The following is an 11656-nucleotide window of genomic DNA, read 5'->3' on the forward strand; positions in this document are numbered from 1 at the left end:
CGGGCAAGCCCCAGCCCGCCAGTGCTCACCCCCGCGGCGGCCTACATCTTCCGGCGGGAATCAGGTCAAAGATTGGCTTGGATTCATCTTCTGATCGGAATAGTCGGCTGGGGCATGTACCTCTTGATCTTGCATCGCATCCCACATCTGGCAACCCGCCAACACTCCTGAGCGCGATGCAAGAGGGGGCAGAGCCATGCCTAAGAAGTACGCCTACGAACTGCCGGAGCACCAGGTTGACTACGGCGTCCGCATCCCGGTCGAGAACCTCAAGATCGACGAGAAGGCTCAGCGGGTGCTGAACGAGCCCCGCGCGCGGAGCATGGCCAACAACCTGGTGCCTGAGGCCCTTGGCACCATCGTGGTCTCCCAGCGCACCAACGGCGATCAGTACATCGTCGACGGCATGCACCGGTGGCACGTCTGCAAGCTCACCGGCATCCCGGAAATCGTGGCCGAGGTTCACCACGGGTTGGACCAGCAGGAAGAGGCGGTCCTCTTCCTGATCAAGAACCGAGAGTCGAGCAAGCCGACGCCACTTGACGAGTACAAGATCGGGCTGACGGCGGGCATCCCTCTGTTCGTCGACACGGAGTCCGCACTGCGGAAGCGGAACCTTGCGATGGGTTCCACAGGGACGAACATGGTGGGCGCAGTAGCCGGTGTCCTCCGGATCACCGACCTCTACGGCCCTGAGACGCTCGAGCGGACGCTGAAGGTTGCCGAGGACGCCTGGGGCCGAACCAAGGAAACCTGGGACGGCATGCTGCTGGGCGGCATCGGCATGTTCCTTGGCAAGCATGGCGACGACATCGACGACAGGGTGCTTTCCGAGAAGATCGGGAAGAAGGATCCCGCCTTCCGGTGGCGGGCCAACATCACGGCCCTCGCATCAGCCGGCGGAACGCGTCACAGCGGCACCGGTTCCAGGATTAGCACTTGCTACACGCTGATCGTCACAGAGTGGGACAAGGGCCGGCGCAAGGAGAACCGTATCGGGGTCTAGCCCTGGCGCGGATCACACTCCAAGGGCCCCACCCACCGCCAACGACCTTGAAAGCCGTCGTGGCGCGGGTCACCGTGGACTCAAATCCCGCACCCACCTCATAGTTGAGCGGCCCCTGACCAGGCCAAACAGTCAGGGGCCGTTGTGCTGCGTGGCGCCCGCTCGCCCCGTGTGATCCCCCGCACGATCGGGCACGCGTATGGCACGGCCCGAACCCGCCTATCAGCACCTCAAGACAGTGTCCACCTGCATGCGGTCAGCTTCCGAGATGTCCAAATTTGTAGTGCAATTACACTCCTAGCTCTGTTTGTGGGCGGCTCCGTGTATGCCCAAGACCAACCAGCGGCCAGATTCCACCGGTGGCCAAGACTGCCCTGTTAGCACCGGCCGCGGGCATGCTTTCCAAGTCTGTCCGTACGGAGCAAGGGCTCCCTAGGACACGTTCGGAGCGGGCGCCTGTACTAGTGAGAGCTTCGCTGTGTGACTAGGAAGAATTCGCTGCCCGAGATCCCCCGTGAAATCCAGATTATCCTCGCCTCAGGTTGGCCGCGGCATCGGCGAAGGGGCGCTGCCTGAGGCAGTTGCTGGAGGGGGTGAAGATCTATTTCCATTCGGAATTTTCGGGACGGCAGAAGGAGGGTGAACGACTGGCCCTCGCCGCTCGCTTGGCCGCACGTGATGGCTAGCGAAGAGGCCTAGAAAAGTAAATGCAGTGATGATCAATGCGATCATTGCGAGCACCAGTAAGCGTAGAGAAATATCCCACGGCTCGACCTTATGGTTTGACAAGAGCCAGATCTGTCGCCCTAGGGCGGCGAGCCCAAAAAAGAATGTGACCGTCAGAATCCAGACTCCCCAACTAAACTCCCAGTCATCACCTCCGCCGGCATATCTAGCCAACACAGACACGCAAATACCGATAACCGCCATGATCGCGGCCATTGCGGCGGCTACGTACGTACCGATAGCAGACAAAGCGGCTCGCTGGTTATCGAGCTGGCTTTTCTCGGGCGCCACTGGGGGGACCTCCGAGTTTCCGCGAGAAAGTACCCAAGTGGCGAGCACCACTGCTCCGTAGACGCCAATTTTAAACGGGCTGGCTCGTCGGCTCCTGTCAACTTCCATGAGGGAATCTGCCCCACTTCGGCGGCCATGACTAGCTCGGAACTAGAGCGATCGGTAACCGTTCTTGATTGGCCACACACATGCATGTGCAGGTCGAAATTTAATCCTGAGCGCGGCAATTACGACGCCCAAATCGGACTCCGTAATGTGTTCGACCGGAAAGAATTCAATACCACTTCGCAGAAAATGTTCCAGATCCGCACGCGTCTGTGACAGGTTGAGGCTATCGACGTTGGTCTTACGCGCAGACTCCCACTCGTCATCATCGATGAGAACATCACGGAGGATGGCATCTTTGATAGCGCCGGCAATCGGAAGGTGTGCGTCATACCCGCTTGCCTTTAGACTGTGCTCCACGATCTCGGAGACGAAAGCTTCACGCGCCATATCTTCCACTGCTCCGCCTTCCACGGTGAGTCGCGCCACAGCTCCTCTCGATCTCTTGCTATCTCCAAGTTGAGTTTCGGCGAAACCCGCATGCCAATTCGTCACCCGATCGGTAGGGTCCAAATTTTCCCTGTGCCCGCTTTGGTGCCTGTGGGCGAGCGCATCATGAAGGCCTCTTTCGGGCGCAAGCTCGATCGTGAAGCGGCTTCCGGTTGGACCACCACAGGACACTGACTCACCGGTCCTCCCACCATCCACCCCGGCTTCCATCCCGTCTGCCGTCGACCCACACACCGTGGAGCAGGCGCGGTGCCGGGCGTCCAGGTGGAGCGCGCCACTGTACGAACGACCTGGACGCCCGGTGCCGTGTCTGCTCGGCTCTGCCTGGGTCGACGGCAGACGGGATGGAAGCCCCCACCTCCACATCCCACCGGCCGGCACCCGCACACCGAGCCCCTCCCATCCCGGAGCCTGAGCGCCCCCGCCGGAGGCATCCTCTTTGACCCGCGGCTGCCCTCCGCGCTGCGCTTACCTCCGGTCAGCCGAGGCTCTCCAGGCCCAGTTTCGCCAGGCGGGACCTGATGGCGCTGGGCTTGCGGTCGAACTGCTTCCCGAGGGCGTCGAGGTCTCGCTCTCCTTGCTGATAGAGGGCAAGGAGGCGCGTGTCGTCTTCCTGGGTCCAGGGCTGGCCCATCTTGGGGTAGCGGGCGCGGAGCTCTTCCGGCGATTCCCGCTGCCTGTCCGGGCCGGCCTCGGGGTATATCGACTCGATGACGCCGAGGGGGAAGCGACCGACTTCGGTGCCGACCAGCCAGAGGACCAGGTGGTTGCTGTCGAAGGTGAGCCGGTCGGCGTGGATGGCCACCGCTCGCCGCAGGACGTCGCTGTCGTTCGGGTCCTGGCGGTAGTCGTTGAACGTGACGCGGAAGGCTGTCGGTGCTGCCGGGGTCTCCATGGGGGCAAGCCTGCCCGCGCTCTCTGGTCGGGTGGGAGGTTGTTTCTCGCCTGCCCGCCGCACGTAGCGCGCCGCCGGGCGGGGCCGCCGCTGGCGAAGACAGTGGCGGCGGCCCCGCCGTAAAGGCGGCGCGCTCCCGCGCCGTGCGCGGGTCTTGATGAAGTAGAGAAAGTCTCACCGCACCTCTGCGCACTGTCCTCGCCACTGGGTGCCCCACTAGGCTTGTGCCGGTCGGCACAACAGACACAAGGGGGCGTGCTCACAGGATGGGACCGAAGTCGGAGCGGGTGTACAGCACGATTTGCGAATGGATCGCTGCGGGCAAGTACCCCCCGGGCTCCAAGATCCCTTCCGAGCGCACGCTCGCCCAGGATCTGGAGATCGGCCGGACACAGCTTCGCCAGGTCCTCGCCAAGCTCGTCTCCGAGGGCGTCATCGAGGTGCACGATCGCAGCTCGTACCGCGTGCCGAACCACACCGTAAGCGTCCAGGCTCCGACAGATCTTGAGCCGTGGCAGATTCACGGTGAGCGCACCCTCTACGACAACCGATGGGTGAAGCTCGAACTCGTCGACGTCGAGCCGCCTGGTGTCGAGCGGTTCGAGCATCACGTGGTTCGGCTCCAACACGTCGCCATCGCTGCCGTCATCGATGACCAAGATCGCGTCCTCATGCTCTGGCGGTACCGCTTCGTCCCGAAGTCGTTCGGCTGGGAGCTGCCCGGTGGAATCGTGGACGCGGGAGAATCTCCGTCTGCGACGGCACTCCGTGAGGTAGAGGAAGAGACCGGCTGGCGGCCGGATGCCCTTGAACACGTCGTGACGTACCAGCCCATGGTGGGCATGGTCGACTCCCCGCACGAGATCTTCGTGGGCAATGGCGCCACGCTCGTTGGCGAGCCGACCGACCTCGAAGAAGCCGGCCATGTCGCTTGGGTGCCGCTTGCAGACATCCCCGAGCTGATGGCCCGCGGGGAACTGATGGGGTCGGGGACGCTCGTCGCGCTCCTTCACGTGCTGGCGTCCCGTACGGCGAAGAAGACCGCTAAAGGCGCTGCGTAAGCTGTTCGATTCGCCGGCGCTGGCGCACCGACCCGGTCCGATTCGCGAGCAAGCGCGCCTGCCGTAGCTGATCGTGGGCCTGGTCGTACTCGCCTCGTGCCAGGTGGGCCTGTGCAAGATCGGCTCGGAGACCTGCCGATGCTCATATGAACGTCGGATCGACAGTGTCGAGGGCCTCGTAGAGACTGCGTACCGCCTCGTCATCGCCGATCAGGGCTAGCGCGTTTCCCCTCCAGCGCGCCAGGTGCCCGCGATTGAGGAAGATGCTGAGCATGTCGGGGTCACGCGCGTCGTCCCCCTCAGGAAGGTGCCGCATCGCCCTGTCCAGCGCATGGCGGCAGTCGTCGGGCAACCCCGCCTTGGCACAGATCTCGGCTTCCGCCGCGTACAACCATGCGGTGAGCCGCGGGGACATGGCCGTACCACCGGCACGCTGAGCGTTTCGGATCAACTCAACTGCCGTCTCCGGCCGGCCCGCATCGCAGAGAACGTACGCCTGCTCGGCCATCGCGTGAGCCAAGTACATCGGCTCGTCCGCCTCTTTGGCGGCATGCTTCCCCAACTCGTAGTGGCGCCAAGCACGCTCGATAGCTCCAGTATCAAGGGCCTGCCATGCCGCCAAGGTTGCGGCACCCGCAAGAGCACGAGCTACTGGGCGCCTCGTGTCGGGCAACACTGCAAATGTGAGGGCCTCCTCAAGCGTCGAGAGATGCCCCGTCATCTGGTCGATGAGACTGGCAGCGCCCATCTGCCGGTCCATGGTCCGAAACAGTTCAGTCTGATCCATGAACGTGTTGACCATGGTGAGGCTCACGCTCCGAGCTGCGTCGATACGACTTACGAGTTCGTCGTAGCCGTTCGCCTCGACGGAAGGGGCAGCAGCGCCGACGGTCCTCCCCTGCAGCTCGTCGTCGGTAACCCCAAGGAGAGCCCGCAGGATCTTCGCGTATCGCTCCGATATGGATCGCCGGCCGTTCTCCCACTCCGACACATAGACGTGCAGGCTGGCGGTCGAGGCAACTGTGAGCATGTGCTGTTTCGCATGCCGCTCGATCTCGCGAACCAGGCGCTCCTGCGACCACTCTCGCGCGTTCCTTGCTGCCTTCAGTCCATTCGTCACGTGCGCCGCCCTGCATGTGAAGCCTGATCCGTAACGCCAGCATGCCGCACATTGACGCAGGTCGTGAGGGGTTAACCGGTCAGGTGTTAACCCCTGTTGGCTACCGGGCTGTTGAGTCGCACGGTTCTCTAGAGGCAAGGCAGGCAAGCGGGTTGAGGAGTCACCTCGACCGAACCACTTGACATCTGGTGCGCACCAGATGCAACCTACTGGTGCGCACCAGTTGGGAATCAGGGCCCGCAAGCCTCCCAACCGGCAGACGACAACTCGCAGGAGCGGCGCCCTACCGCCAAGCAAGTACGCCGCTCCCACCCCTCCGAAAGGGAGTTCCATCATGCGTCAGATCCCCGTCGACACCTCCACGGCCATGGTGATGGTGGCCCAGCCTCCGGCCCCGAAGATCGCCAACCGGCAGACCGGGGAGGTCGCCACCGACCGCGAGACCGGTGCCCCGCTGATGACGATCGACGTCATGTTCGTCATGGACGGCAACGCCGAGATCCTCAACCTGACCGTCCCCGAGACCGGCATCTCCGGCGAGCTGACCATGGGCACCCCGGTCGCCCTGACCGGCGTCGTCGCCCGGCCCTGGGAGAACGAGTTCAACGGCCAGAAACGCCACGGCATCAGCTTCCGCGCGGTGGCCGTCACCTCCCTCACCGCCGCCCAGGCGGCCTGACCATGACCGCCTTAACGGTCACCCTCGCCCTGGTCACCACGGTCGCGCTGCTGCTGCGGTGGCAGCGTCCGGCCTGGTACTGGATGACCTTCGGCATCGGCCTCGCGATCGTGCGGGTCCTGGTCCGGTACTCCTCCGTCATGGACGCGTGCGGGCTGACCGTCCCGCCCTCGCGCTGGCGCCTCGCCCTGGCCCGGCTCGCCGGCCGGCCCGTCCCGGACTCCCGGGCCCCTCGGATTCTCCGGCTGCGGCCGACGCGTACCGGGCTCGTGCTGCGGGTGAAGCTTCGCCCGGGACAGGACGCCTTCGACTTCTCGGCCGCCTCGGACCGGCTCCGGCACTCGTTCGTCATGCGGAACATCACCACCCGGGAGATCCGCTCGGGTGTGGTCGAACTGCGGATGACCGGCTACGACGTCCTCAAGCGGGTCCAGATGCCGGCCCTGCCGGGTGGCGGGGTGATGCGGGTACCGGTCGCTCTGCGGGAGGACGGAGAGGTCTACTACCGCGACTACCGCCAGATCCCGCACGCCCTGAACGTCGGCGCTACCCAGTCCGGCAAGTCCGTCTATCAGCGCAACCTCGTCGCCGGCCTTGCCGCCCTCGATGTGGCCCTGGTCGGCATCGACTGCAAGCAGGGCGTTGAACTCGCCCCGCTCGCCCGAAGGTTCACGGCCCTGGCCGACAACCCCGACACCGCCGCCGAACTCCTTGATGCCCTCGTCGGGCACATGGAAGACGTCTATCAGCTCATCCGGCATGAGCAGCGGCTGAGCGCGGACATCCCGGATGCGGAGATCACCGCCGACATCTGGGACCTCCCCGATCACCTGCGTCCGACCCCGATCGTCCTGCTCGTCGATGAGGTCGCCGAACTCGCCCTCTTCGCCACGAAGGACGAGGAGAAGCGCCGAGATCGGATCATCACCTCCCTCGTCCGGCTCTCCCAGCTCGGCCGCGCCGCGGGCATCTACCTGGAGATCTGCGGGCAGCGCTTCGGCTCCGAGCTCGGCAAGGGCATCACCATGCTCCGCGCCCAGCTCACCGGCCGCACCGCCCACCGCGTCAACGACGAGACGTCCGCGAACATGGCCTTCGGGGACATCGCCCCGGACGCCGTCCTCGCGACCATCCAGATCCCCACCGACCGGCCCGGCACCGCTGTCGTCGGCGACTCCTCCGGCGGCTGGGTCCGCATCCGCACCCCGCACCTCACCCTGCGGCGGGCCGTGAACGCCTGCAACGCCCAGGCTCACCGCACCCCGGAGATCCCCGCGCTGGACGCCTTCCGGCCCGTCCTGCCGCCCCTGGCGAAGACCCCGGCACCGGCCGCCGCTACGGCTCCCGCGATCGCCTGACCCACTCCGCCCCACGGCTGGCGTGACCGTCTCACGCCAGGTCCCTACCCCTCCCATGCCTGAAACCGAAAGGAGGTGCCCCCGATGGCCGCTCGTAAGACCACTGCCCGGAAGGCCGCGCCGAAGAAGTGCCCCGACTGCACCGGCGCCGGTGAGACCACCGAGACCGTACGCGTCGGCTCCCGCAAGCTCCGCGACACCGACCACCAGCAGGCCGCCCTGTGCCTGACCTGCTTCGGCACCGGCGAAGCCACCACCTGACCCCGTCGATCAAGGAAGGAGGACCGCGATGCGCCCCACGCTCCGGCCGGACGCCGTCCTCGTACAGGCCGTGATCGCCGGTGCCCTGTCCTTCGCCCACCTGCACGACCTCGCCGAAGCGGCCGGCCAAACCGGCTGGAAGGCGTGGGCCTACCCCGTCTCCGTCGATCTCCTCCTCGTCGCCGCCTGGCACCGCCTCCGGAGCCTCCGGGCCGCTGGCACCTCGGCTCGCTCGGCCTGGACCTGGTTCACCGTCGCCCTGGCTGCGTCCCTCGGCGCGAATGTCGCCACCGCCGGGCTCCTCGACCTCGCCCACGTGCCGGACTGGCTGCGCATCCTCGTCGCCGGGTGGCCTGCCCTGGCCTTTCTCGGTGGCACCCTCCTCGTCCACTCCCCCGGGCACCCGGAGGTCGCCCAGCCTGCCGAACCCACCACGGGCACCGAGGAGCCCGCGGCCGTAGAAGCGGTCATCGAGCGGGACGACGTGGCCGAGCCGGAGCCGGAGATCGCCGCCGCACCGGCTCTGCCCTCCCCGGAACCGGAGCCGGAGCCGGTCCTGGAGCCCGCACCGGAGCCGGTTCCGGAAGCCGCTTCGGAGCCCGCACCCGCTCCCGTGCCCGTACCGCCGGCACTCGTCGCTCACGCCCGGAAGGTCGCCGACGACTACCGCGCCCGCACCGGCTACCCCATCGACGCCGACACCCTGCGCTCCCGCCTCGGCGTCCCGCCCCTGATGGCCCACGCCATCGCCGCCCAACTCGCCTGAAAGGAGACAGCGATGCCCGCCCGTGACCGCTTCCACTCCGTGATGCGGATCGGCCCCGTGCAGATCGGCACCCACCGCGACCGCCACGGCCGCACCAAGTACGCCGCCGTCTGCACCGCCGACCGCTGCGGCTGGTCCGCCGACTACTCCAGCTCCTCCGCCGCCCAGCTCGCCGCCCGCACCCACCGCTGCACCGCCCGCTGAACCGAAGGAGAACCGCGTCATGGACGTCCCGCTCTGGCTCGCCCTGATCGTCGTCGGCGGCCTCGGCATCAAGCTCATCCGCCCGCCCTGGTGGCTCGTCGCCGTGATCCTCCTTGGCGGCTACCTCCTCGCCGACAGCCTCCTCGCCCCGCTCATCGACACCACCATCAAGTAGGGAGAACCGCCATGCTCCGCCCCCGCATCCCGGTCAACCCGCTCCCGACCGGCATCGTCACCCCACTCGTCCAGCCGACCATCCCGACCGACATCGAGCCGACGACCTGCCACCACGACCACACCCCGGCGCCCGTCCCGGCCGCGCCCCGCGTCCAGGTCCCGGCCGTCCGCCTCACCCCGACCGGCCTCGTCACCCTCGTCGCCGGCGGCGCCGGACTCGTCCTGATCGTCGGCACGGTCCTCGTCTCGATGCTGCTCGCGGTCGCCCTTACCGGTGTCTCGATCGCGGTCGTAGCGGTCGTCCTGCGGCTGCTCGTCCGCGACATGCAGAAGGGCCGGTGACCCTCGTGGACACGTACACCATGGCCGCCGCGGGCTTACCGGCCCTCGGGTGGGCCCTGCACAGCGGGCTGCTCTCGCGCCGTCTGGCCACCGCCCGCCGCGACCCGCTGACCGGGCTCCACACCCGCGCCGGATGGGCCACCCGCGCCGAACACCTCCTGGCCAAGCACCCCGGTGCGCTCGTGCTCCTGGTCGACCTGGACGACTTCAAGGCCATCAACGACACCCACGGCCACGCCGCCGGCGACGCCGTCCTCGCCGCCACCGCCCAACGGCTCACCGCCTGGTGCGGACGGCACGGGATCGCGGCCCGCCTCGGCGGGGATGAGTTCGCCGCCATCGTCACCGACCTCGGCTCCGTCGACCTCTTCGAACTCTGGTCCGCGCTGGACCAGCCGGTCACGCACAACGGACACGTCCTGCGGGTTTCCGCCTCGGTCGGCTGCTGCCTCCGCGACCAGCTGCCGGTCCCGACCCTCACTGACGCTCTCTCGGCCGCCGACGCGGCGATGTACGCGGCCAAGGGCCACGGCAGGCGCAACAACACACGCTAAGCGGCCCCCGGAGCGGCCTCTGTCGCCAAACATCCGCCGCCCCGGGCGCCTGAACCCCTCCCAGACCCAACAGACCCGAAAGGGAAAGCCCATGATGCCCCAGCCCACCCCGCGCGTCTGCCGCGACTGCGACGGCTTCGCCACCGCCACCATCACCACCGGCCTCCAGGCCACCGACGGCACCCGCGACACCATCCGCGTCAACTGCCCCACCTGCCGGGGCCTCGGCCACACCATCCCCGCCGCCCTCACCCGCGCCGGGAAGTGACCACCTTGACCGACACCGCCACCGCGGCGGGCCTGGACTCGGCCACCCTGAGCGACCTGCTCCGGGTGGCCGGGTCCCCCGGCTTCGACCGCTGGAAAGAACAGATCCACCGCACCGGCGGCTGCTCCCAGCCCATCCACCTCCAGGGCTGGACGCTGACGCAGGACAAGACCACCGGCGAGACCCTGCACCGCTACTCCACCGACACCGAACCGGGCGGACGCCTCCGCATCGCCTGCGGCAACCGCCGGGCCTCCCGCTGCCCCGCCTGCGCCTGGACCTACGCCGGAGACACCTACCACCTCATCCGCGCCGGCCTCGCCGGAGACGACCACCGCGACATCCCCGCCACCGTCCGCGACCACCCCCGCGTCTTCCTCACCCTCACCGCCCCGTCCTTCGGGCCCGTCCACAACCGGCCCGGCACCCGGCCCTGCCGCTGCGGCACCCGCCACCCCGAGGACGCCGCCGAACTGGGCACCCCGCTCGACCCCGACACGTACGACTACGCCGCCGCCGTCCTGTTCAACAACCACGCCGGACAGCTCTGGGACCGCTTCGCCAAGCGACTGCGCCGAGAGATCGCCGCCGCTGCCGGCCTCTCCCAGCGGGCCCTGAAGGAGGTCGCCCGCATCTCCTACGGCAAGGTCGCCGAGTTCCAGAAGCGAGGCGCCGTCCACTTCCACGCCGTCGTTCGCCTCGACGGCCCGGACGGACCGGACACCCCGCCCCCGTCCTGGGCCACCACCGAACTCCTCACCGCCTCGATCCAGTCCGCTGCCGCGCACGCGTACACGACCATCACCGTCCCCGCCGCCGGCGACCAGCCGTTACGTCGCCTGCGCTGGGGCGCCCAGCTCGACATCCGGCCCGTGAAGGCATTCGGGGACGGCTCCGACATCACCGAACAGGCCGTCGCCTCCTACATCGCCAAGTACGCCACGAAGGCCGCCGAGACCACCGGCAGTCTCGACCGCCGCGTCGGCAACCGTGAGGCCCTGGTCCTTCTCGGCGTCCCCGATCACACCCGCCGTCTCGTTGAAGCCTGCTTCGACCTGGATCCGCTGTACCCGGACCGCCGCCTCCTCGCCTGGGCTCACATGCTCGGCTTCCGGGGCCACTTCTCCACCAAGTCCCGGCAGTACTCCACCACCCTGGGCGAGCTGCGCCAGACTCGCGCCGACTACCGCGCCGCCCAGGAACGCACCGTCCGCGGCCTGGATGACATCGAGCCGGACACCGTTCTCGTCCTCACCTCCTGGACGTACGCCGGCCAGGGCCACTCCCCCGGTGAGGCCGCCCTCGCCGCCTCCATCGCCCGGGACATCCAGCTCAACCGCGAAACCGCCCGCGAAGCCCTACGCGCACTGCCTCAAGAGAAGGAGTGGTGATC

At 67.5% G+C, this 11656-nt stretch carries 14 protein-coding genes and 1 pseudogene; 12 read left to right on the forward strand and 3 right to left on the reverse strand.

The window, feature by feature from the left end; translation table 11 throughout:
- Window positions 1-196: 196 nt before the first annotated feature.
- Complete coding sequence (locus tag ACZ66Z_RS09270; protein WP_402377899.1) at window positions 197-1006, forward strand: DUF6551 family protein; 810 nt, start codon at window positions 197-199, stop codon at window positions 1004-1006.
- A gap of 1167 nt (window positions 1007-2173) precedes the next feature.
- On the opposite strand, the gene ACZ66Z_RS09275 is transcribed toward ACZ66Z_RS09270, so the two are convergent.
- Together ACZ66Z_RS09275 and ACZ66Z_RS09280 are read right to left on the reverse strand one after the other, a co-directional pair.
- Entirely contained in the window at window positions 2174-2557 is a 384-nt protein-coding gene (locus ACZ66Z_RS09275) for a hypothetical protein (RefSeq protein WP_469933367.1), read from the reverse strand.
- A gap of 499 nt (window positions 2558-3056) precedes the next feature.
- Window positions 3057-3473, reverse strand: coding sequence for a hypothetical protein (locus tag ACZ66Z_RS09280; protein WP_469933368.1), 417 nt, complete (start codon window positions 3471-3473; stop codon window positions 3057-3059).
- A gap of 266 nt (window positions 3474-3739) precedes the next feature.
- Between ACZ66Z_RS09280 and ACZ66Z_RS09285 the strand changes: the two genes are divergently transcribed.
- Window positions 3740-4534 carry an NUDIX domain-containing protein gene (locus ACZ66Z_RS09285; RefSeq protein WP_388772426.1) on the forward strand — a complete coding sequence of 265 codons (795 nt, stop codon included), beginning with the start codon at window positions 3740-3742 and terminating at the stop codon, window positions 4532-4534.
- On the opposite strand, the pseudogene ACZ66Z_RS09290 reads toward ACZ66Z_RS09285, so the two are convergent.
- Window positions 4518-5564: pseudogene (locus ACZ66Z_RS09290) on the reverse strand (XRE family transcriptional regulator). The gene ACZ66Z_RS09285 and the pseudogene ACZ66Z_RS09290 overlap by 17 nt on opposite strands.
- Window positions 5565-5988: 424 nt before the next feature.
- On the opposite strand from ACZ66Z_RS09290, the gene ACZ66Z_RS09295 reads away from it, so the two are divergent.
- The 10 genes from ACZ66Z_RS09295 (at window position 5989) to repSA (ending at window position 11654) form a co-directional block, all read left to right on the forward strand.
- On the forward strand, window positions 5989-6333 hold the full coding sequence (locus tag ACZ66Z_RS09295) for an SCO3933 family regulatory protein (RefSeq protein WP_401579569.1): 345 nt from the start codon (window positions 5989-5991) through the stop codon (window positions 6331-6333).
- 2 nt (window positions 6334-6335) lie between these two features.
- Window positions 6336-7691 (forward strand): FtsK/SpoIIIE domain-containing protein, encoded by a 1356-nt coding sequence (locus ACZ66Z_RS09300; RefSeq protein ID WP_469933369.1) that lies wholly within the window; start codon window positions 6336-6338, stop codon window positions 7689-7691.
- 84 nt (window positions 7692-7775) lie between these two features.
- Window positions 7776-7952, forward strand: a complete 177-nt coding sequence (locus ACZ66Z_RS09305; RefSeq protein WP_401579567.1) for a hypothetical protein — start codon at window positions 7776-7778, stop codon at window positions 7950-7952.
- 28 nt (window positions 7953-7980) lie between these two features.
- A complete protein-coding gene (locus ACZ66Z_RS09310; RefSeq protein WP_469933370.1) occupies window positions 7981-8718 on the forward strand; it encodes a DUF2637 domain-containing protein in 738 nt (245 codons plus the stop codon).
- Between the two features lie 12 nt (window positions 8719-8730).
- Window positions 8731-8922, forward strand: a complete 192-nt coding sequence (locus ACZ66Z_RS09315; RefSeq protein WP_225799694.1) for a mobile element transfer protein — start codon at window positions 8731-8733, stop codon at window positions 8920-8922.
- 19 nt (window positions 8923-8941) lie between these two features.
- Window positions 8942-9097: a hypothetical protein gene (locus ACZ66Z_RS09320; RefSeq protein ID WP_106978635.1), complete on the forward strand. Its 156-nt coding sequence runs from the start codon at window positions 8942-8944 to the stop codon at window positions 9095-9097.
- An 11-nt stretch (window positions 9098-9108) separates the two neighbouring features.
- Window positions 9109-9441: a SpdD-like protein gene (locus tag ACZ66Z_RS09325; protein ID WP_469933371.1), complete on the forward strand. Its 333-nt coding sequence runs from the start codon at window positions 9109-9111 to the stop codon at window positions 9439-9441.
- A gap of 5 nt (window positions 9442-9446) precedes the next feature.
- Complete coding sequence (locus ACZ66Z_RS09330) at window positions 9447-9995, forward strand: GGDEF domain-containing protein (protein ID WP_469933557.1); 549 nt, start codon at window positions 9447-9449, stop codon at window positions 9993-9995.
- Window positions 9996-10086: 91 nt separating this feature from the next.
- Complete coding sequence (locus ACZ66Z_RS09335) at window positions 10087-10263, forward strand: hypothetical protein (RefSeq protein WP_469933372.1); 177 nt, start codon at window positions 10087-10089, stop codon at window positions 10261-10263.
- 5 nt (window positions 10264-10268) lie between these two features.
- Window positions 10269-11654, forward strand: a complete 1386-nt coding sequence (repSA, locus tag ACZ66Z_RS09340) for a replication initiator protein RepSA (RefSeq protein ID WP_469933373.1) — start codon at window positions 10269-10271, stop codon at window positions 11652-11654.
- Window positions 11655-11656 lie beyond the last annotated feature (2 nt).

The organism is Streptomyces sp. NPDC107498, from assembly GCF_055582805.1.

Coding starts and splice junctions, on each gene's coding strand:
- ACZ66Z_RS09270 (WP_402377899.1), top strand. CDS start 197: ATGCCTAAGAAGTACGCCTACGAACTGCCGGAGCACCAGGTTGACTAC.
- ACZ66Z_RS09280 (WP_469933368.1), bottom strand. CDS start 3,473: ATGGAGACCCCGGCAGCACCGACAGCCTTCCGCGTCACGTTCAACGAC.
- ACZ66Z_RS09285 (WP_388772426.1), top strand. CDS start 3,740: ATGGGACCGAAGTCGGAGCGGGTGTACAGCACGATTTGCGAATGGATC.
- ACZ66Z_RS09295 (WP_401579569.1), top strand. CDS start 5,989: ATGCGTCAGATCCCCGTCGACACCTCCACGGCCATGGTGATGGTGGCC.
- ACZ66Z_RS09300 (WP_469933369.1), top strand. CDS start 6,336: ATGACCGCCTTAACGGTCACCCTCGCCCTGGTCACCACGGTCGCGCTG.
- ACZ66Z_RS09305 (WP_401579567.1), top strand. CDS start 7,776: ATGGCCGCTCGTAAGACCACTGCCCGGAAGGCCGCGCCGAAGAAGTGC.
- ACZ66Z_RS09310 (WP_469933370.1), top strand. CDS start 7,981: ATGCGCCCCACGCTCCGGCCGGACGCCGTCCTCGTACAGGCCGTGATC.
- ACZ66Z_RS09315 (WP_225799694.1), top strand. CDS start 8,731: ATGCCCGCCCGTGACCGCTTCCACTCCGTGATGCGGATCGGCCCCGTG.
- ACZ66Z_RS09320 (WP_106978635.1), top strand. CDS start 8,942: ATGGACGTCCCGCTCTGGCTCGCCCTGATCGTCGTCGGCGGCCTCGGC.
- ACZ66Z_RS09325 (WP_469933371.1), top strand. CDS start 9,109: ATGCTCCGCCCCCGCATCCCGGTCAACCCGCTCCCGACCGGCATCGTC.
- ACZ66Z_RS09335 (WP_469933372.1), top strand. CDS start 10,087: ATGATGCCCCAGCCCACCCCGCGCGTCTGCCGCGACTGCGACGGCTTC.